The organism is Bifidobacterium choerinum (assembly GCF_002761235.1).
GTDB lineage: Bacteria > Actinomycetota > Actinomycetes > Actinomycetales > Bifidobacteriaceae > Bifidobacterium > Bifidobacterium choerinum.
The window spans coordinates 129,351-149,902 of the sequence record NZ_CP018044.1; the positions used below are offsets into that span (position 1 = coordinate 129,351).

Annotated in this window: 15 protein-coding genes and 1 CRISPR repeat array; all 15 genes read right to left on the bottom strand. The window is 63.5% G+C overall.

Annotated features, from left to right (window positions below; genetic code table 11):
- Positions 1-86 precede the first annotated feature (86 nt).
- The gene (locus tag BcFMB_RS00580; RefSeq protein WP_024540485.1) at positions 87-773 is read right to left on the bottom strand and encodes a PspA/IM30 family protein; all 687 of its coding nucleotides are present in this window, start codon (positions 771-773) and stop codon (positions 87-89) included.
- The gene (locus BcFMB_RS00585) at positions 773-2,008 is read right to left on the bottom strand and encodes a hypothetical protein (RefSeq protein ID WP_099720729.1); all 1,236 of its coding nucleotides are present in this window, start codon (positions 2,006-2,008) and stop codon (positions 773-775) included. Before BcFMB_RS00585 ends, BcFMB_RS00580 begins: the two co-directional genes overlap by 1 nt.
- 288 nt (positions 2,009-2,296) lie before the next feature.
- Positions 2,297-2,587: a hypothetical protein gene (locus BcFMB_RS00590; RefSeq protein ID WP_024540483.1), complete on the bottom strand. Its 291-nt coding sequence runs from the start codon at positions 2,585-2,587 to the stop codon at positions 2,297-2,299.
- Between the two features lie 397 nt (positions 2,588-2,984).
- A complete protein-coding gene (locus BcFMB_RS00595) occupies positions 2,985-3,260 on the bottom strand; it encodes a hypothetical protein (protein ID WP_024540482.1) in 276 nt (91 codons plus the stop codon).
- A gap of 183 nt (positions 3,261-3,443) precedes the next feature.
- The gene (locus BcFMB_RS00600; RefSeq protein WP_099720730.1) at positions 3,444-4,532 is read right to left on the bottom strand and encodes a glycoside hydrolase family 5 protein; all 1,089 of its coding nucleotides are present in this window, start codon (positions 4,530-4,532) and stop codon (positions 3,444-3,446) included.
- Positions 4,533-4,831: 299 nt separating this feature from the next.
- A complete protein-coding gene (locus BcFMB_RS00605; RefSeq protein WP_024540480.1) occupies positions 4,832-5,044 on the bottom strand; it encodes a hypothetical protein in 213 nt (70 codons plus the stop codon).
- 112 nt (positions 5,045-5,156) lie between these two features.
- A complete protein-coding gene (locus BcFMB_RS00610; RefSeq protein WP_099720731.1) occupies positions 5,157-6,011 on the bottom strand; it encodes a tyrosine-protein phosphatase in 855 nt (284 codons plus the stop codon).
- Between the two features lie 162 nt (positions 6,012-6,173).
- Positions 6,174-8,180: an ABC transporter ATP-binding protein gene (locus tag BcFMB_RS00615; protein WP_198405445.1), complete on the bottom strand. Its 2,007-nt coding sequence runs from the start codon at positions 8,178-8,180 to the stop codon at positions 6,174-6,176.
- Positions 8,181-8,248: 68 nt separating this feature from the next.
- A complete protein-coding gene (locus BcFMB_RS00620; protein ID WP_232513886.1) occupies positions 8,249-10,177 on the bottom strand; it encodes an ABC transporter ATP-binding protein in 1,929 nt (642 codons plus the stop codon).
- Between the two features lie 95 nt (positions 10,178-10,272).
- Positions 10,273-11,010: a MarR family winged helix-turn-helix transcriptional regulator gene (locus tag BcFMB_RS00625; RefSeq protein ID WP_232513813.1), complete on the bottom strand. Its 738-nt coding sequence runs from the start codon at positions 11,008-11,010 to the stop codon at positions 10,273-10,275.
- Between the two features lie 643 nt (positions 11,011-11,653).
- Positions 11,654-12,220 (bottom strand): NADPH-dependent FMN reductase, encoded by a 567-nt coding sequence (locus tag BcFMB_RS00630; protein WP_099720734.1) that lies wholly within the window; start codon positions 12,218-12,220, stop codon positions 11,654-11,656.
- 322 nt (positions 12,221-12,542) lie between these two features.
- Positions 12,543-17,451: direct repeats of the CRISPR family, unit length 29 nt; unit sequence GGGATCATCCCCGCGCTTGCGGGGAACAC.
- 143 nt (positions 17,452-17,594) lie between these two features.
- Positions 17,595-17,972, bottom strand: coding sequence for a type I-E CRISPR-associated endoribonuclease Cas2e (gene cas2e / locus BcFMB_RS00635; protein ID WP_099720735.1), 378 nt, complete (start codon positions 17,970-17,972; stop codon positions 17,595-17,597).
- Between the two features lie 3 nt (positions 17,973-17,975).
- On the bottom strand, positions 17,976-18,998 hold the full coding sequence (cas1e, locus tag BcFMB_RS00640; protein WP_418214998.1) for a type I-E CRISPR-associated endonuclease Cas1e: 1,023 nt from the start codon (positions 18,996-18,998) through the stop codon (positions 17,976-17,978).
- Between the two features lie 82 nt (positions 18,999-19,080).
- Positions 19,081-19,791, bottom strand: coding sequence for a type I-E CRISPR-associated protein Cas6/Cse3/CasE (gene cas6e / locus BcFMB_RS00645; protein ID WP_099720737.1), 711 nt, complete (start codon positions 19,789-19,791; stop codon positions 19,081-19,083).
- 15 nt (positions 19,792-19,806) lie between these two features.
- On the bottom strand, positions 19,807-20,550 hold the full coding sequence (gene cas5e, locus BcFMB_RS00650) for a type I-E CRISPR-associated protein Cas5/CasD (protein WP_099720738.1): 744 nt from the start codon (positions 20,548-20,550) through the stop codon (positions 19,807-19,809).
- Between the last annotated feature and the right edge of the window lie 2 nt (positions 20,551-20,552).

Below are 20,552 nucleotides of genomic sequence, written 5' to 3' on the forward strand. Positions count from 1 at the left end.
ATAACACCGGCGCGGAATGATGTATTCCGCGCCGGTGTCTTCGTGGGATGGCCGCCTCGTCCGGCTCCCGCCGGCGGAGCACGCCGTCACTGCTGGGCGTCGCCGCCGTTGAGTTCGGCCTTGAGTCGGGCGAGTTCGTCGTCGACCGACGCGCTGCCGCCGGCGAGGTACTTGTTTGCGAGGTCCTCCTCGCTCGACTGCGAGTTGAGCTCGGCCGTCGCGTTCGCCTCGTTGAGCATCTGGTCGGCCTTCGCCTCCATGCGGTCGAAGGCGGCCTGGCTGCGCGAGCTCTTCGCCGTCGACTCGGTGGCCTTGTTGACGGTGTTCTGCGCCTTCGCGACGGCGACCTTCGCGTGCACGGCGGCGCGGCGCGCCTGCAGCCCGTTGATGTCGTTGACGAGCTTGTCGTGCATCTGGCGCATCTTCGCGGCGTTGTCCTCGGCGACCTGCGCGGCCTGCTCGAGCGACGGCAGCGTGCTCTCGTACTGCTGCTTGCGCGTGAGCAGCTGGCGTGCGTCGTCGTCGGCGCCGGCCTTGACGGCCGCCTTCGCCGCCGCCTCGTACTTCGCGATGTCGGCCTTGCATTCGTTGACCTGCTGGCGCGCGCTCGTGGCCGCGGCCATGACGCCGGCGGTCTCCTTCTTGACGGCGGCGAGGTCCTCGTTGAGGTCGAGCAGCATCTGATCCACCATCTTCGCCGGATCCTCCGCCTTGTCGAGCAAGGCGTTGATGTTGGCGCGCATGATGTCGCCGAATCGTTTCAGGATAGCCATTATCGTTGTCCTTTCTGGTCGTCCTGACTATATTTTTTCAAAATCGGGTCCTCCGCCTCCTCGAGCGGGGTGTTGACCATGCGTTCCACGTACGCTTCGTGTTCGCGCCGGCGCCTGATCACCATCCAGACGATGATGCCGATGATGACGAGCACGCCGATGACGATGACGGCGATGATGACCCATTTGAGCACATCGTTGGTCGTCGTCGTCTTCGTCATGATGCGGTCGGCCGTCGAGTCGAAGGTCCTGACGATCGCGTCGTCGGTGCTCATGTTGGAGTACCAGTACTGGTCGTAGTAGGCCCAGAAGATGTCGACCGCCTGCGCGTCCATCACCGTCGAGACGTTGCGTCCGTTGATGAGCACGCTGTGGCCCACGACGTTCTCGGAGTCCTTGTCGGCGAAGTACACGAGCAGCAGCGTGTCCTGGTTGTCGATGTGCTGCTTGTACCAGTCACGCGCCCATGTCTCGCGCTGTTCGTCGGTCGTGAGGTCCGGGTTGTACTTCGCGAGCAGCACGTAGGGCTGGATGCCGGTCTTGTCGTAGAACGACTTGAGACCGCGCCCGGTCGCGCGCACGTCAGTGATCCATCCGAGTTCGTCGTCGACGTCGTCGGCGTCGTAGGCGATGCCCGAATCGATCTTCTCGCGGTTGTAGGTGCTCGTCGGGATCGAGCCTCCGGAGCTGTTCGCGTCGTTCGTCCGGCTCGAGCATCCGAGGAAGCCGAGCAGGACGACGCAGGCGATCGCGATGACGACGGCGACCGCCGTCAGCCAGCTCGGCCCCGATTTCGGGTTCCGGCCGCCGCCGTTGCCGCCGGTCGGGAACGGGCCCGACCCGCCGCCGGACGCGCCGCCGCCGAACGGACCGCCGTAGGCGGCGCCGGTCGGCTGCTGCGTCGTGTGCATGCTGTCCTCGCTCATGTGCGGCACCTCGATGTGCGTATGCTGGCGGGAACGGCGTTCCTGGTCCCTGCCGTAGGCGACGCCGATGCCGAAGTTGATCAGATCGCCCAGGTCGATGCCCGAACGATACCGCGGATGACTGTCGTGATAACGGCGCGGCGGCGGACCGCCGAATCCTCCGAAGCCGCCGAAATCGCCGAAGCCGCCGCCCGAATCCATGCCCGGGCGCCGCCCGGTGCCGCGCGGGCCGTGCGAACTGGCGCGCAGGCCGTCGTCGTGGCTGCTCGACGACGGTCCAGGACCGTCGCCGCTCCCCGGTCTTGGCATGGCCTCCTCCTTGCTGCCCGTCGTTATTCGATCCTGCGCGTCCGGCGCCTTCGTCGACGCCGCCGGCAGGTCGCGTCGCGTACCAATATACGACAGATCGGCCGGCCGCGCCCGCGGCACGTGTCGTTTTGAGACCGGACCGGCCATGCCGGGCACGCCGGCGGCCCCGCGCGACCGTCCGTCACGGAAAAACGAGGGGAAGCCATGTTCGGTCATGCATGACTTCCCCTGTACCGTCAATCCGGCCTATTCGCCGGTCTGTTCGCCGACGTCCGGTCTGTTCGCCGCTCAGCGGGTGGCGTCGCGGTCCTCGAGCTCCGGATCCTCCCACTCGTTCGCGTTCTCGGATTCCTCGGGTTCCTCGGCGGCGCGCTCGATCTTCGCGTCGTCGGCGGCCTTGCGTTCGGCGGACTTGAGCGCGACGCCCAGATCCTCGTGCGGCACGTCCTCGTTCGACTTGCCGGTGACCGGATCGGCGTACGGATGGTCGGTGTCGCGCACGATGTTCTCAAGGTTGTCGAGCTCGGTCGTGCTCATGTCGTCCAGATCGTCGCCGACGTTCTTCTTGTCCTGTGCCATGTCGTCTCCATTCGTGGGTCTTCCGTGCGACGTCCTTCGCCGCAGCCGCTATCCTCAATATAACCGCTCGCCGCCGCGCCGCGCCGTAGGTTTCCCCCATCGGGCGAATGATTCTCGTTTCATTGAAAATGCCGCGTTTTCATTGCCCGTCGCGGCCGTCGACACACGCCGGCGCACGTCGGCATATCGCCGCGGGCGCGGCATCCGCCGCCTTCCGCGCGCCGCGCATCCCCGTCGCGGCGCGCGCCGCATTCATGAAAATGTAATGAAAAAATGAAAACAGGTGAAGGCGTCGGCCTTCACCTGTCATCCGTTCGATGTCCGCCGTCTCCACGCAAACGTTGGAACGACGGCGTTTCGCGGCGCCCCGGCGATGGATGCGCCGCGTCCGCGCACCTCAGCGGGGCACTTCGTCCATGTTCTCCCACGTGTTCGCCGTGTTGAACAGCAGCGACTCCTCGGCGCCGGTGCGCTCCTTCTTCTCTTCCTTGATCTCCTTGGCGCCCTCGTCGTCCTCGACGTGCTTGTCGAATCCGTCGTCGGCGTTGCCGTCGGACTTGCCGCTCACCGGGTCGATGTGCGGATGGTCGGTCTCGTCGACAACCTCCTTGAGCGCGTCGATCTGTGCGGCGTCCAGAGCCTCGAGGCCCTCTTTCTTTTCTTCGTCTGCCATATGGGGCTCCTTCCTGTCGATGTGCCGTCTTCGCCGACGGCACTGTCCATCATAGGCGGATTCCGCTTCCGACGCGCGCAGCGAAGTCATCTTTTCCCAATAATTCCAAAACCATAAGCGCTTCAGTAACTTGGGTGCCGATGGCCGTTTTCGGCGCTGCCGCCGGCACCATGCGCGGGTCGTCTATCGACGCTCGCGCAGATACTGCCGATACCACCTGCCTTCGGCGGACAGGTCGGATTCGATCGGGTCGCGTGCCTCATTCGTCGTGAACAATGCGCTGCCCTCATGCTTGTCGGACAGGTTCCAGATGATGTACGAGATGTCGTACTTGTCGAGCATGCCGAGCCACGCGTCGGCGGACTTGACGTCCACGGCGCCGTCGCCGTTCGCGGCCGTCGCGCCGAATTCGCTGACGAACACCGGCGTGCCCGCCTTGACGGCCGCCACGACCTTGTCGCGCAGCCACTGCCCATGGTCGGCCGCATAGAAATGCACGGTGTACATGACGTTGTCCACGTCGAGCGGATCGGAGGCGACCACGTCGATGTCCTGGCACCAGTTCGGCGTGCCGACGAGCACGACGGCGTCCTTCGCATGCCCGCGCACGACCGGGATCACCTGTTCGGCGTACCGCTTGACCTGCGCCCACGTCGTGCCGCCGTTGGGCTCGTTGCAGATCTCGTAGAGCACGTTCGGCACGTCGGCGTACTCCTTCGCGATCTCGCCGAAGAACTCCTTCGCCTGGTCGACGTGCATGTTCGGGTCGTTGTCCGACAGCGTATGCCAGTCGACGATGACGTACATGTCGTCCTTGACGGCCGCGTCGACGCCGTCGCGCACCGTCTTCTTGAGCTGCTCCTTGTTGCCGTCGGTGCAGTAGCCGCCGCTCTCCGCGCAGTACATCGCGATGCGCACCGCGTTGATGTCCCAGTCGCGCTTGAGGTTCGCGAACAGGTCGGCGTTCACGTACTGCGGATACCAGGCGATGCCATGCGTCGACACGCCGCGCAGCTGCATCGGCTTGCCGGCGGAGTCGAGCAGCTTCGTCCCCTCCACATGCAATGGGGAGACCGTCGTCGTCTCCAGTTCCCCGGCACTCGCCGACGTGTCCGGCGCCGCCTCCGTCGACTCGCCCTTGCCGCTCGGCGCCGTCGTGATCTCCGTGTCCGCGCTCGGCTGCGGCTCCGTTCGACTCGCGCCGCCGCAGCCGGTGAGCAACGCCATGCATGCCACAATCGTCATGACGGCCGATGCCCACTGCTTCATCATCGTCCTCGCCTCTCTCCCATCGCGCTTCACGTCTTCAGGGCGCCGCCGTCCGCTGACTGTACGCGTCCGCTCTCTCCGGCCACGATATGGATGGCGCACCCGGCACATCGCCTCCCCGATGCCCGTGTAGATCATACAAGCGTTACGCTAACAAGCCGGCGCGCATGTTCCCATGTCTTTTTCAGCTCACGGCAAACATATTGACAGGGCGCGCCGCACGATGCTTCCGTGTGGCGCGCCCCGTCATACCCCATGCAAAGGCCCGTCGGTCGAATCCCGACCGGCGATCCGAGGACCGATCAGTGGGTCTGGTGGGTCTCCTCGTCCTTGGCGATCTCGTTCTTGTCGCCCTTTTCGGCGCGGGCGGACTCCCAGCCCTCCTTGGCATCCTTGAGCTTGCCGGCGATCTTCTCGGCCGAATCCTTGACACCTTCGAAGTCATCCTTGTGCTCGTCGATGCGTTCCTTGATCTCCTCGAAGTTCTTCTTCATCTGCTCGGTCATGTCGGTCATGGTAACCATCCTTCGTTCCACGGTTGAATATTGCTGTCTTCCATTACAGCACGTCCGGCGTCCTCGCCGCGCGATTGCGCAGTTAGGCGAATCGGCGCGCCGCCGCTCGCCGTCAGTCCCGCGGCATGTCGGAGGCGTCGCAGGTGTAGCGTTCACGCAGCCGTTCGAAATCGGTTTCGGACAGTCCCACCTTGGTGCGCAGGAAGCCGACGAGGCCGCCGTAGCGCGTCGTCGCGCCGATGAACGCGTGGATGTAGGCGGGCGCCGCCGTCAGGAACTGGTTGATGTCGCCGTCGACGCGCGCGCCGAGGATCGATTCGAGCTTCTGCGCGAGCTTCGACGAGGTGTGCGGCATGAATCGGTTCGTCTCGAGGTAGTCGTCGATGATGAGCGTCTCGTCGACGCCAAGCGAGGCGAGGACGAGCGCGGCGAGCGCGCCGGTGCGGTCCTTGCCCTGCGTGCAGTGCCACAACGTGCCGCCGCCGTCGTCGAGCAGATGGCCGAAGCAGTCCTTCCAGCACGAGACGGCCATCGGCGCGTCGATCATCTGCGGGTACAGGCTTTCGATGAACATGCCCGGCTCGGCGATCAGCCCCCGCAGCTGCTTGCCGAGCTCGCCGCCCTCATCGAAGACCGGAATCGGAAAATAGCGCCAATCGGGAAGCAGCCGGTCCTCCTCCATATGGCGTTCCTGCCGTGTGCGCAGATCGATGATGTTGCGCACGCCGAGCCGGTCGAGCGTAGCGAGGTCGGCGTCGGTCGCCTTGTGCAGGTCCGCCGAACGCAGCAGCATGCCCGGACGGATCCGCCGGCCGTCCTGCGTCGGGATGCCGCCCATGTCGCGCACGTTGCCCACGCCCTCAAGCTCGAGCGGCTGCGAGACGATCGGCCAGTCGCCGTCCTCATGCTCGTTCTCGAACTCGACGTGGTTGATCTGCCTGATGATATGCGCTTCGTTCCCTTGCATACTGCCCCATCCTACCTGTCCGCGGCGGCGTGGCGGCGCACTCCGCGAGGGGAAAAGCCGCGGCCTCTTCACTCTCCTCCCCGTAGAACGACGGAGGGCGGCCGCCCCGAGCAACGCACGGGACGACCGCCCTCATGAGGACCACGACCAGCCGGACCGGAATCACTCGAGCTCGAGCGAACCGGTGTACAGCTGGTAGTACTCGCCCTTCTCGGCCATCAGCTCGTCATGCGAGCCGCGTTCGATGATGCGGCCATGGTCGAGCACCATGATGACGTCCGAATTCCTGACCGTCGACAGACGATGCGCGATGACGAACACCGTGCGCCCCTTCATCAGGTTGTCCATGCCGGCCTGCACGACCTCCTCGGTGCGCGTGTCGATCGACGACGTCGCCTCGTCGAGGATGAGCGCCGGCGGATCGGCCACGGCGGCGCGCGCGATCGAGATCAGCTGACGCTGCCCCTGCGACAGTCCCGAGCCGTCGCCCGACAGCACCGTCCGATAACCGTCCGGCAGCATGCGGATGAACGAATCGGCGTTGACGAGCTTCGCCGCGGCGATGCACTCCTCATCGGTCGCATCGAGCTTGCCGTAGCGGATGTTGTCCATCACCGTGCCGGTGAACAGATTGACGTCCTGCAGCACGATGCCGAGCGAGCGGCGCAGATCCGGCTTCCTGATGCCCTTGACGTTGATGCCGTCGTAGAGGATCATGCCCTCTTGGATGTCGTAGAAGCGGTTGATCAGGTTCGTGATCGTCGTCTTGCCGGCGCCGGTCGCGCCGACGAGCGCGATCTTCTGGCCCGGCTTGGCGAACCATGTGATGTCGTGCAGCACCGGCTTCTTCGGGTCGTAGCCGAAGGTCACATCGGTGAAGCGCACGTCGCCGCGCAGCAGCGTCAGCCTGCCGTCCGGGGACGTCACCGCCTGCTCATGCGCCTTCTGCCAGACCTCGTAGGCGCGGTCGCTGAGCTGCTTCGCAGCCTCGCGCGAACGCGTGCCGTCGTCGCTCGCCTCGCGCTTCCACGCCCAATGGCCGGTCTTCCTCGACGTCTCCGTCATCGTGCGGCCGTCCGAACCGAGCTCGACGTTGACGAGCGTCACCGTGCCGTTGTCCTTCTCCGAAGGCTCGTCCATCAGCGCGAAGATGCGCGACGCGCCCGCAAGCGCCATCATGACCATCGTCATCTGCTGCGAGACCTGGCCGATCGGGTTGACGAAGGACCTCGACAGCGTCAGCAGCGAGATGATCGTGCCGATCGTGAAGGTCGCGCCCGAGAAGCTGAGGTTGCCCCAGTCGCCGAGCGCCGCCAGGCCGCCGAAGATCGCCGAGAGCACATAGAGCAGATAGCCCATGTTGCCGACGACCGGCATCAGCACGTTGCCGTAGGTGTTCGCGCTCGTGCTCGCCCGGTAGAGCCGTTCGTTGCGCTCGTCGAAGTCCGCCTGCGTCGCGTCCTCGTGGTTGAAGACCTTGATGACCTTCTGCCCGTTGACCGATTCCTCGACGAAGGCGTTCACGTCGCCGAGCTCCTGCTGCTGCACGACGAAATAGCGGCCGGAGCGGCTGACGATCACGCGGATCAGCAGCATCAGCAGCGCCGTGAAGACGAGCACGAAGATCGTGTAGGGAATCGACAGGTACAGCATCGAGACGAGCGCCGCGAGCGCCGAGACGCCGGATGCGAACATCTGCGGAAGCGACTGGCTGATCGCTTGGCGCAGCGTGTCGGTGTCGTTCGTGTAGCGGCTCATGACGTCGCCGTGCTCATGCGTGTCGAAGTAGGAGATCGGCAACGTCTGCATATGCTCGAACATCTCGTCGCGGATCTGCTTCATGACGCCCTGTTCGACGCCGACGAGCAGATACGAGTACAGCCATGCGCTGACGGTGCCGAGCGCATAGAGGACGCCCATGAACAGCAACGCCTCGATGAGCGGCGCCCACGCCGGATGGCTTTCGCCGACGAGCGGCATGATGTAGCGGTCGATCAGCGCCTGCAGGAACAGTGCTGACCCGGCCTGCGCGATCGCGGACACGATGATCGCGATGATGATGAAGACCATGCGCGCCCGGTAGGCGAACACGTATCTGAGCAGTCGCCTGAGCGTGCCCTTCTTCGCCTTCTGGCGCGGCATGCCCTGCATGCCGTTCGCGTTCGGCATGCGCGCGTCGTCGTTGAGGGTCTCCTTGTCGGTGACCGCCGTGCGCGCCGTCGTCGCTGCTGCTGCGCTCATCGTTCCTCACCTCCCTTGATCTGTTCGATGTCGTTGCGGATATGCTCCTCGCGCACCCGTTCGCGTTCCCGCTGCCGCGCGATGATGTCGGCGGTCGACGTGTCCTCGTCGTAGTCCTTGCGGTAGCCGCTGGCCTCCGCCTCCTCCTCGTGCAGGTCCTGCGCCTCCTTGCCGAGGTCGCGTTGCGTGTGCTGCTGCGTCTGCGACTCGTAGATGCTGCGGTATTCCTCGCAGCGTGCGAGCAGCTCGTCGTTCGTGCCCTGGTCGAGGATGCGGCCTTCATGCATGACGACGATCAGGTCCGACTCCTCGACCGACGCCACGCGCTGCGCGATGATAATCTTCGTCGTGTTCGGGATCTCGTGGTGGAACGCCTCGCGGATCAGCTTGTCCGTCTTCGTGTCCACGGCCGACGTCGAATCGTCGAGGATCAGGATCTTCGGCTTCTTCAGCAGCGCGCGGGCGATGCACAGACGCTGGCGCTGGCCGCCGGAGACGTTCGTGCCGCCCTGCTCGATGTAGGTGTCGTATTTATCGGGGAACTCCTGGATGAAGCCGTCGGCCTGCGCGAGCTCGCAGGCGTGGCGCAGCTCCTCGTCGGTCGCGTACGGGTTGCCCCAGCGCAGGTTCTCGGCGATCGTGCCGGCGAACAGCACGTTCTTCTGCAGCACCATCGCGACCTCGTCGCGCAGCGACTCGAGCTCGTAGTCGCGCACGTCGACGCCGCCGACCTTGAGCGCGCCGGACGTGACGTCGTACAGGCGCGGGATGAGCTGCACGAGCGACGACTTCGCCGATCCGGTGCCGCCGACGATGCCGATCGTCTGCCCGGAGCGGATGTGCAGGTCGATGTCGTCGAGCACCGGACGTTCCGAATGCTCGGAATAGCGGAAGCTCACATGGTCGAAGTCGATCGAGCCGTCGGCGACGGCCGTGACCGGCTCGTCCGCCTCGCGGATCGTGCTCTCCTCGGTCAGGACGCCGCAGATGCGTTCGGCGGACGCACGGGAGATGATGACCATGACGAAGATCATCGACAGCATCATCATCGCCATCATGATCTGCATCGCATAGGTGACGAGCGCGGTCAGGTCGCCGGTCGTCAGGCCGAGCGCGGCGTTGTTGCCGGAGGCGACGATCTGGCGGGCGCCGATCCACGCGATCGTGATCAGCGACGCGTACATGCAGACGTTGAACAGCGGCGAGTTGATCGACAGCAGCTTCTCGGCCTTGCAGAACTGGTCGTAGATCTTCTGTGAGATATGGCCGAACTTGCGGTCCTCGAAGCCCTCGCGGTTGAAGGACTTGACGACGCGGATGCCCTGCAGGTTCTCGTCGACGACGTTGTTGAGCTCGTCGTAGGTGTGGAAGACGCGTTCGAAGATCGGATGGACGACGAGGATCAGGCCGAACAGGCCGACCGCGAGCACCGGGATGCATGCGAGGAACACCAGCGAGATCTGCGGGCTGATGCGGAACGTGAAGATCCATGCGACGACCAACATGACAGGGGCGCGCATGCCGACGCGGATCAGCATCTGATAGGCGTTCTGCACGTTCGTCACGTCGGTCGTCAGCCTCGTGATGATCGAGCCGGTCGAGAATCGGTCGATGTTCGCGAAGCTGAACTGCTGCACTTTCTGGAACTCGTCGTGGCGCAGGTTCTTCGCGAAGCCGGAGGATGCGACCGCCGCGTAGCGCCCGGACAGGAAGCCCGCGCCCAGCGAGACGGCCGCGCAGCAGATCAGGATCAGGCCGTACTTCCAGATGTCCGGCATCGATTTTCCGGTGATGCCCTTGTCGATGAGCACGGCGATGACCGACGGAATCAGGATCTCGATGATGGCTTCGACGATGACGAACAGCGGCGAGAGGACGCTCGCCTTCTTGTATTCACGCAGCGACTTGCCGAGCGTGCGTATCACATGCTTCTTGCTCGGCGGCTGCGGTAACTGAGGCGGCTGCGTCTGCTGCGACGCCGGCGGTCGCTTCGTGGCGGTATCCGCCGTGGTGGTTGCGCTCACTGCTCCGCTCCTTTCTTTGCTTTCTCTGGTTGGAATCTGTGGGCCTCTGACGAGTCGGATGGCTTGTTCGGGCCGTCCGCATCGTCCGGGTCGTTATTGGTCGTATTGGTTGTATAGGCTGCGTCGGCTGCGTCGGTCGTATCAGTGTCGGCCGACTGCTGTGGGCGGGTCGGCGACGCGTCCGCGGGTGCGCGAGCGCCGTCGCCGTGCTGCTCTTCGTCGGCCGGCGGATGCGCGCAGGCGCACCCCGGCGTCTCCTTGCCGAGCAGGCCGGTGGCGTACAGATTCGACTGCATGCGCTCGAGGTCGGCGAGGAAACGCCGCTGCTCGTCATCGGAGAACCCTTCGAACAACGTACGTTCGAGTTGCCGGGAACGGCGCTGTAGCTCTTCGACGATGCCGTCGGCGGAGGCCGTGAGCTCGATCTTGCGCACGCGCGCATCCCATTGGACGCTCGTGCGCGTGATCAGCCCCTTCTTCTCCATCAGCGCGAGTACACGAGATGCCGTGGAACGCGTAATCGAGAACGCCCGCTCGATGTCGTATTGGAAGACGTCCTCATGGCGATGGTCGTGCAGATACAGGATGATCGGCATGTTCGTGCCCGAGCCCGTGGATTCCGACGGCGTGACGACGTTCCAGTACCGCGCGATAAGCTGATGCACCGCACGAATCTCCAGACTCGGCTTGAGCCACTCCTGCCCGTGCCCGCCGTCCGCGTTCCCGATGACCACGATCCGCTTCCTTTCCTGCGCGCTATGTGTCGTATGCGTTGGTTGTACGCCGTCCGGTCAGTCTAGACCGGACGGCATACAACTGTTGTAGATGCAATTGTTGTATGCCGTCGGCGTAAGGAGATGGGGCTGGCGGGGATGACGGGCCGGATGGCCGCATTGCGGGTGGCTTCATCGACGGAGTCGACGGGCCGGGACAGAAACCGGTCCGATTGCGGGACGGTCCGTCGACGGAGCCGACAGGACGGGACGCAGCGGGACAAACCGTCGGGCACCTCGACGAATCGGGACGGAAACTGGCCTCTCCACGGTCGGGTTCATCGATGTGGTCGATGGAATGGGACGGAAACCGGTCCGATTGCGGGACGAACCATCGATGGAGCCGACAGGACGGGACTCAGCGGGACAAACCGTCGGGCACCTCGACGAATCGGGACGGAAACCGGTCCGATTGCGGGACGAACCATCGATGGAGCCGACAGGACGGGACGCAGAACGGCATGGCTACGGGTGTAGTCGTCGACGGAACCGATGAAATGGGCCGGAAAGCATTGGCAATGTATGGGACGACCCGCGCAGCTCGTCGGGAGATGCGCGGGTCGTCGTGAAATCAGTCATCCACAGCGGTGTGCGAACGGAACACTCACTTCACTTCGTTCTCGGAGATGAAGGTCAGGAAGTCCTCAGCCTGCGTGCGCAGCGCCTCCTGATCGGCTTCCGTCATCGCCCAGTCGCCGGTCTGCACGGCCTCGTCCGGAACGGACAGGCCGACCTCGACAGGGAAGAGACGCATACCGGCATCCTCGAGCAGATCGCCGACCATGATGCGCGGATGCAGCTCCTCGAAGCCGCCGACGCCGGAAATCGCGACCGGCTTCTGGTTGAGCACGTTCTCGCCCTCCTCATCCTTCGTGGACGGCAGCGACAGCCAGTCGAAGAGGTTGCGCAGCGAATCCGGAATCGTCTTCTTGTACTCGGAGACGACGACCCAGACGGCGTCCGCGTTGCCAAGCTTGTCACGCACGGCGAGCGCGGCCTCCGGCAGCGGGTATTCCGGGGCTTCGCCGGCGAGCGGCAGATCCTCGTAGTCGACGGTGATCGTCTCGGCGCGGTCGCCGACGATGTCCATGATCTCCTTGGCGAGGTCCGCTTCGAACGAACCGTCGGTGAGCGAAGTCTCAACGAATGCAATGGTTGGCTTGTCTGCCATAATGTCCTCCTACTGGTGGTTCAGGCACGGACCGAGACAGCTGCGCGCCGCCGTCGCTCTGTCTTGCTGACTACCATCTTCGTGCCGCGAAAGGCGTCAGGGAACCGGAAATAGCCACCGGTGAACAAATACGGGGCGAAGTATGCGGAGGGTGGGCGTCGCGCCCAAGCGACGTATAGTACGAATGCGCGGCAAACAGGCTTCGTCACATAGCGTGTACGCACACGCTATGTGGCAGGGATTTCGGATGCCGGCATCCGGAGCCGACACCGGCATCCGAAATCATCGAAGACACCACCTACGACAAGGGACTCTACATCAAGGGATCATCCCCGCGCTTGCGGGGAACACGTCGGCACCGATGGTGATGACCGCGACCACCCGGGATCATCCCCGCGCTTGCGGGGAACACCTCGACGGGCACACGATACGCGCAGACCGCAAGGGATCATCCCCGCGCTTGCGGGGAACACTGATCCCACAGATTCAATGAGTTATGCCAGTCGGGATCATCCCCGCGCTTGCGGGGAACACGATTGCTGCGTACACTGCCGCCGCCGCGTACTGGGATCATCCCCGCGCTTGCGGGGAACACCTGACCCCGTTGACGCACTTGTCCGCCACGCCGGGATCATCCCCGCGCTTGCGGGAACACTCCACGTCGCTGCGGCCCAGCGCCGTCATCCAGGGATCATCCCCGCGCTTGCGGGGAACACGACGCAGCCGACAAGCAGAAACCACAGTCCACGGGATCATCCCCGCGCTTGCGGGGAACACCGAGGCTGCCGGTGTCGCGCGCCTGTCCGAGGAGGATCATCCCCGCGCTTGCGGGGAACACGATCCACTGCCGCAATACGCGTCAGTCGTCGTGGGATCATCCCCGCGCTTGCGGGGAACACTCGCTCGCCGCGATCGGCGGCGGCTTCGCCGCGGGATCATCCCCGCGCTTGCGGGGAATACCATGACAACACCTTCCAAAAATCGAAATAACAGGGATCATCCCCGCGCTTACGGGGAACACAACGTTTTGTCCGTCGCGCTCATGGGCGCCGTGGGATCATCCCCGCGCTTGCGGGGAACACGGCGGTCGTCAGCGACGGAACGGAGGTGGGTCGGGATCATCCCCGCGCTTGCGGGGAACACTTAGCGGGACGCCCCACCATCGTGAGGCCCTCGGGATCATCCCCGCGCTTGCGGGGAACACTACGGGTCGGTGTGGTCCGATCCGCCGTACACGGGATCATCCCCGCGCTTGCGGGGAACACGTCAGCAACATGACGCTGCAAACTGCAATCAGGGGATCATCCCCGCGCTTGCGGGGAACACAAGATCACGTTGCCGACCGACCGGCGTTTGCAGGGATCATCCCCGCGCTTGCGGGGAACACGCTGGGCACAATCTGCACGTATGCCTCGGCGAGGGATCATCCCCGCGCTTGCGGGGAACACTCCTACCGTCGGTAAGACGTTCCGCGTCAACCGGGATCATCCCCGCGCTTGCGGGGAACACCACCACCATGTGCGCTTCCACTCAAGCACCATAGGATCATCCCCGCGCTTGCGGGGAACACGAGCAGGAAGCGTCCTACATCACCGGCAAGAGGAGATCATCCCCGCGCTTGCGGGGAACACACCGGTGTCGGTGATGGTGTGCCATGCTTGGGGGGATCATCCCCGCGCTTGCGGGGAACACCGCCCACCCGGCGGGCGGTGTCTTCGTGGTTGGGGATCATCCCCGCGCTTGCGGGGAACACCGCGACGGCGACGCGCCGGCGGCGTGGCTGACGGGATCATCCCCGCGCTTGCGGGGAACACGTCGCCGCTGCCACGTACGTCGGCCTCACAGTGGGATCATCCCCGCGCTTGCGGGGAACACAATCCATCGAGAGCGAACGTGACCGGCGCGTAGGGATCATCCCCGCGCTTGCGGGGAACACGTCTGTGGCTATCGGCATGTCGTTGTCATAGGGGGATCATCCCCGCGCTTGCGGGGAACACCTACGCCCCAGCTAGTCGCTCTCTCTTTAATTGGGATCATCCCCGCGCTTGCGGGGAACACTCTGTGTGTGTCGAAAATCCGACACGCCGTGTGGGATCATCCCCGCGCTTGCGGGGAACACCATGATCGTGTCCACAAACCGCCGCGACTGTAGGGATCATCCCCGCGCTTGCGGGGAACACGGCGCTGATCTCGCTCACCGACACGGGGAGCCGGGATCATCCCCGCGCTTGCGGGGAACACTGTATATAAACTGTTCGATTGTCTCGTATCCGAGGATCATCCCCGCGCTTGCGGGGAACACTTGTGACGCCGGAGGTTAAGGCGTCCATTGACGGGATCATCCCCGCGCTTGCGGGGAACACTAGCATGGCAATGCCCCCGACTATTGATGGACAGGATCATCCCCGCGCTTGCGGGGAACACGAATGGATCGTCGGCTAGCCTGACTGGCTGAGAGGATCATCCCCGCGCTTGCGGGGAACACTCGTGCGTTTGCGGGCGGGCAGGTGGAGATCTGGGATCATCCCCGCGCTTGCGGGGAACACGGCCACGGCGTGGTTGCTGTGGCCTTGGGCTTGGGATCATCCCCGCGCTTGCGGGGAATACACGTTGAACCATTTATCGGATATTTTTTTGTTGGGATCATCCCCGCGCTTGCGGGGAACACCACGGTAAGACGTGCGTCGCCTGTAATCAGACGGGATCATCCCCGCGCTTGCGGGGAACACAATTTTCAAACTACAGTCGCCGTGTCCCTCAAGGGATCATCCCCGCGCTTGCGGGGAACACGTCGCATTAGATACCATTGGTATCTCACCGCGGGGATCATCCCCGCGCTTGCGGGGAACACAACGCCGACGCCATTGAATCGGAGGCGAAGAAGGGATCATCCCCGCGCTTGCGGGGAACACATGCGCACAGCGTCCAATCCGTCCGTGCCCGCGGGATCATCCCCGCGCTTGCGGGGAACACACCACCTGCCCCGTCAAAAACTGCCAGTTGATGGGATCATCCCCGCGCTTGCGGGGAACACGTGATTCGTCCACACGGACACATAGATCTTCGGGGATCATCCCCGCGCTTGCGGGGAACACCAGCTTCTCGCTGCCGCGCCGCCGCAAGGTGGAGGGATCATCCCCGCGCTTGCGGGGAACACGCCGCCGACGCCGACCAGATCCTCTCCGACCAGGGATCATCCCCGCGCTTGCGGGGAACACAAGCTCGATGGCCCGGTGTTATCAAACGCGACGGGATCATCCCCGCGCTTGCGGGGAACACGACGGAAATCAATGCGCAATAACGCTATGCACGGGATCATCCCCGCGCTTGCGGGGAACACAGCCGCCTCCGTGGCCTGTCCGACACCGGGCGAGGATCATCCCCGCGCTTGCGGGGAACACATGCGACGCGCGAAGCGTGAGTACGACGGTGAGGGATCATCCCCGCGCTTGCGGGGAACACTTAAGCGGTATCCCGCAAACCAATATCGCCAGGGATCATCCCCGCGCTTGCGGGGAACACTATGTTGCGCATATCCCGGATGACGCACGCATGGGATCATCCCCGCGCTTGCGGGGAACACTCCGAGCAATGCCACATCGGTCACCTACCGGCAGGATCATCCCCGCGCTTGCGGGGAACACGTATCCGGCGTGCCGAAAATCGAGAAGAGAGTGGGATCATCCCCGCGCTTGCGGGGAACACCTCGTGACGATCTGCTTGATGCGAGGACCGGCGGGATCATCCCCGCGCTTGCGGGGAACACACCTGCGTGAGACGATTCGACACCTGCTGCAGGGGATCATCCCCGCGCTTGCGGGGAACACATGCAGAAGTTGGCGTCGCTTGAGGCGGACGTGGGATCATCCCCGCGCTTGCGGGGAACACCGCACTGTGGTTCACCGCCGCAGCGTCGAACTGGGATCATCCCCGCGCTTGCGGGGAACACTCGCCATCCGGGATGTCGAGCGTCACCTGATTGGGATCATCCCCGCGCTTGCGGGGAACACGCGTGCTGACGCTCACGGGCACGCCGGGCGTGGGGATCATCCCCGCGCTTGCGGGGAACACGAGACGATGCTTTCCAGAGCGGTCAGGCGGTCGGGATCATCCCCGCGCTTGCGGGGAACACTCACGGCTCTAAGAGTTTACGTAAGTCCTTGAGGGATCATCCCCGCGCTTGCGGGGAACACCCTAATGGCCTAACCTTGCTATCCACTCTTAAGGGATCATCCCCGCGCTTGCGGGGAACACTCGATGCCGATGCTCGTGGTGTTAGCGTCCCAGGGATCATCCCCGCGCTTGCGGGGAACACCCGACTGGTTCATTCGTGAGCAACGAGCTGCGGGGATCATCCCCGCGCTTGCGGGGAACACGTTGTCAGTGGTTTCGTATCCCTCAATCAGCAGGGATCATCCCCGCGCTTGCGGGGAACACAATGCGAGGAAATAGCCCATCGTAGACCACGGGGGATCATCCCCGCGCTTGCGGGGAACACTCCGTCGATTTGTTTGAGACGCAGTGCAATCTGGGATCATCCCCGCGCTTGCGGGGAACACTACGTCGCCGTCGCCGTGACCGGTATCGTGGTGGGATCATCCCCGCGCTTGCGGGGAACACCTGAGACGATCCGGCGAGATGGATGTGAGTTCGGGGATCATCCCCGCGCTTGCGGGGAACACGTGCGGACAGTGGGCGCGCTCGGGATGCAGTCGGGATCATCCCCGCGCTTGCGGGGAACACTCGCCGCCGATGCCGATGGGCATGATCGTCGCGGGATCATCCCCGCGCTTGCGGGGAACACGCGACGAACACCGACGGCCTGCTGCCCATCAAGGGATCATCCCCGCGCTTGCGGGGAACACGCGCTGGACAGCGTCATGGTCGCCCATAGCGAGGGATCATCCCCGCGCTTGCGGGGAACACACGCGGCGAAGCGCGCGCGACGCCGTGCGTCTGGGATCATCCCCGCGCTTGCGGGGAACACTAGCCGGATAGCACGCGGTCCTGCCGAGCGGCGGGATCATCCCCGCGCTTGCGGGGAACACCATGTGATACGTTTCTTTTGCGGTTGTTCGCCGGGATCATCCCCGCGCTTGCGGGGAACACTTCGTTCGCTGCTGCTGGAAATTAAGCCGGGTGGGATCATCCCCGCGCTTGCGGGGAACACTCGGCGGTTACTGTCGCTTCGCCTATCGCCGCGGGATCATCCCCGCGCTTGCGGGGAACACACTAAGAAATCCCTGTATTTTCAGCTTAGCAGCAGCGGACGAAAACCATTTTCATTCACTTTCCTCGCGTCGTCTTCCACTTCCAGCTTTCTTTCCGATTTCCTTATTTCCCGAGAATCGCCTCTTTGGAATCCTTCGCCATATCATCCTCTCGACTTCCCGCCATATCGCCGAGCACGCCTGTATTTCGCAGCATTGCTCCAGCCATGTCGCGGCGCGCCAGCGAAGGATTCGAAGGCCGCATCTTCTTCGCTGGGGTGCCGGATCAATTGCAGTCCGTCGCAATCCACCGGCTGCCAATCCGATCTGAACACACGAAAATCCAGATGCTGCTCATTACGCGCCGAAAAGACCATGATGGCCCTTCCATCCTTTAACGTATCGACGATGCGCTCCCACAATCTATCCCGGACACGTGCACTGACATGTCCTACGAACACACCTGGAGCGATCTCCAACAACCAGCGGCTCACATCTCCACGCAATCCCGTGGGACAAGCGGTCAATACGATGACTACCATTGTTCATTTCCCCCACTCGTCTTCATCCTCATCGTCAACAATGCCGTACGCTTTGCCCGCCGCCACTTCCTTCACCTTTTCATCCCACAATCCGACATGATCATCTTCTCTCTCATCTCGGCTGTCTTCATTGCCAAGGTTGAGCAGACCACGGATATCTTTTGTCATCCGTTCCAGAATCGAAAGATCATACATTGCATCACGCATCGCCCTTCTCACCGCTGACCCAATGTCCTCCGGCTCATCCGCCGCGACATGAAAGGCAACAGGTATTGATGACTCGGCTTTGTACAAATCAGCGACATCATAGACGAATGAGCGCTCATGCCCCACATGCACAAAGCCCAGACCCGGAGAACAACCCAAAGACACGATTGCCGCATGCGCAACCGCATACAGACACGTATGAGCAGCCGATAGGGCTTTGTTGATTTCATTTCCCGCATCGTAATCGTTCGGGTCATATGTACGTTTGTCCCATGCGACTCCGGTTTCCCGAGACAATGCACGATACACTTTTCGAACACGCGCACCCTCATGGCCGCGCAGTTGCTGCATCGTCAGCGCACTCACATCCTCGCCGGGAAACCGCATCTGGTACATCGCGCGCGCAACCGCAAGTCGTGATCTCGTATTGCTGACGAGTCTCGCCTGTTGCTGCAGCAATCTCGACGAATGGGTCAATGGCTTACCGAACGCGTACGTTCGCACGCCGCGCTCCCCCACCCATATGACCGTCGCACCGTTGTCCCCGATGACCGTCATCGCCTGATGCGTCACATTCGTTCCCGGACCAAGCATGAGTACGCTGAGCGACGCTGCGGGCACGTATATCGTTCCCTCACGATCTGTGACGGTAATCGCATTATCTTTCCGATTGATCACACAGTGCTCGAAATACACAAACGATATCCGGTCCTCGAAACGGACGAGCTCACCGAGTTCGGGAGGTTTCGCTCCCATCCCCGATTTTCTCGTTTGCCGCGGACGAAATACCGTCCCCGAACTCGATGAGTCTTCGTTCATGGCGCCCGTTCCTTCCATTTTCCGCCGTCGCCAATTGACGACGTCATTGCTGTCTGTCGTCGTCGATTCCCGACGCCGTTGGTCATTGACGCTGCGTCAACGGCGTCGTCATCGGCGCGATCGTCATCAGACCGCAGCCGAATCCCTTTGCGGGACCGATGCCGTGGCACAGCGCGTGCCGGAACCGTTCAACGTCCGTGATCTGCAGACAACCGTCGAATACGGCGGTCGACAATGTGACCTTGGCGTTGCCGCGGTTGAACTGCTCACGCTGACGTTGCGTCACGCGCAGCGCCGGCCCGCTCTCCTCATCCAGCACGCGGAAACCGTTGTCATCGGCCCGGCGCAGCAACCAATCAATCTGCTGACTGACGGTCACGTATGCCTGCCGTTTTCCAACGATCTGCTCCGGCGAACGTCTGCTGTGCTCGGCACGGTCATGCGCGGCCTTGCGTACCGGATTCGCGCGCAGGCGGAAGTTCCACTGCTGGCCGGAGGCGAGACGATCGAGAAGCTTGTCGTACTCCTTCGTCTCCCACTGGCAGCGGCTGGGCCATCCGGCCTGCTCAATGATATGCGTGAAATCGGGTGTTTCGGGACTGGCCACGTACAGCATCGTGCTATGAGTCTGCTCGTTATGGTCAATCCGCCACAGCACACGTCCCGCTTCCCCGTTTCTGACGGTGTCCGGAGGGAACGCGTGTTCCACGGCGGCATGCATGCGGTATGGCGAAGCGATGAGCTGCTTCGCGGAGAACCGCGCAGGATTCAACTGCACTCGCGATAGATACATAAGGCTCCTCCTTACCTATGCGAAGAACATCGGGTCGTGGTCAGCGGCTGCGTCAGTTGCTGCGTCCGTGGCTTCGTCATGCCGCTTGTCACTCGGATTGGCGATGTAGTACCGATGCACGGCACGCCCGCTATATTCCCGATGCCGCTGGCTGAAGGACACCGGCAGGTCGTTCTGCACCTCGCCGGATTCGTCACCGACGGCATCGCGCACGATCTCCAGCCGTTCGCCGGGATGACTGCGGCGATACCAGGACGCGGCCTGCCAAGGATGGTGCTCAAGCGCGTCCTCGATACCTTCGTACTCCTCGTGGATGCCGAGGTTGAACGGGTATGCGGGCGGGCACGAGCGCCGTCCGAGATACAGCGGCCAACGTGGATGCCGCAGCGCGTCGTCGAGCGTCTCCAACGTGGCGCGCGGCGCGCCGATGACCACGAGGAACATCGCGTCGGACAGATAGTACCGGTTCGTCACCGGCAGCACCTTCGCGAAACTCGTCGAGTTGCGTTTGCGTTCGATGGATTTCTCGGTCTGGTAGTCCCGCATGACGAGACCCTGCTGCTCGACGCGCACGCCGAAGGACAGCTGGAGCAGATCCTCGATCGGATCCTCCCGCGTCCGTCCCTCGGCGCTTGCGAGCAGACCGATTATCGCACTTTTCGTCGGCTCCGTCCTCGTTTCGCGCCGATTGAACCGTGAGGCGTCGCCCCACGACTGCATCGGCCCGGCGAGACGGAGCATCAACACTCCGGAACCCATGG

Coding starts and splice junctions, on each gene's coding strand:
- BcFMB_RS00615 (WP_198405445.1), bottom strand. CDS start 8,180: ATGCCGAACGCGAACGGCATGCAGGGCATGCCGCGCCAGAAGGCGAAG.
- cas1e (WP_418214998.1), bottom strand. CDS start 18,998: ATGAACGAAGACTCATCGAGTTCGGGGACGGTATTTCGTCCGCGGCAA.
- cas2e (WP_099720735.1), bottom strand. CDS start 17,972: ATGGTAGTCATCGTATTGACCGCTTGTCCCACGGGATTGCGTGGAGAT.
- BcFMB_RS00610 (WP_099720731.1), bottom strand. CDS start 6,011: ATGCAAGGGAACGAAGCGCATATCATCAGGCAGATCAACCACGTCGAG.
- BcFMB_RS00580 (WP_024540485.1), bottom strand. CDS start 773: ATGGCTATCCTGAAACGATTCGGCGACATCATGCGCGCCAACATCAAC.
- cas6e (WP_099720737.1), bottom strand. CDS start 19,791: ATGTATCTATCGCGAGTGCAGTTGAATCCTGCGCGGTTCTCCGCGAAG.
- BcFMB_RS00585 (WP_099720729.1), bottom strand. CDS start 2,008: ATGCCAAGACCGGGGAGCGGCGACGGTCCTGGACCGTCGTCGAGCAGC.
- BcFMB_RS00605 (WP_024540480.1), bottom strand. CDS start 5,044: ATGACCGACATGACCGAGCAGATGAAGAAGAACTTCGAGGAGATCAAG.
- BcFMB_RS00590 (WP_024540483.1), bottom strand. CDS start 2,587: ATGGCACAGGACAAGAAGAACGTCGGCGACGATCTGGACGACATGAGC.
- BcFMB_RS00630 (WP_099720734.1), bottom strand. CDS start 12,220: ATGGCAGACAAGCCAACCATTGCATTCGTTGAGACTTCGCTCACCGAC.
- cas5e (WP_099720738.1), bottom strand. CDS start 20,550: ATGGGTTCCGGAGTGTTGATGCTCCGTCTCGCCGGGCCGATGCAGTCG.
- BcFMB_RS00600 (WP_099720730.1), bottom strand. CDS start 4,532: ATGATGAAGCAGTGGGCATCGGCCGTCATGACGATTGTGGCATGCATG.
- BcFMB_RS00595 (WP_024540482.1), bottom strand. CDS start 3,260: ATGGCAGACGAAGAAAAGAAAGAGGGCCTCGAGGCTCTGGACGCCGCA.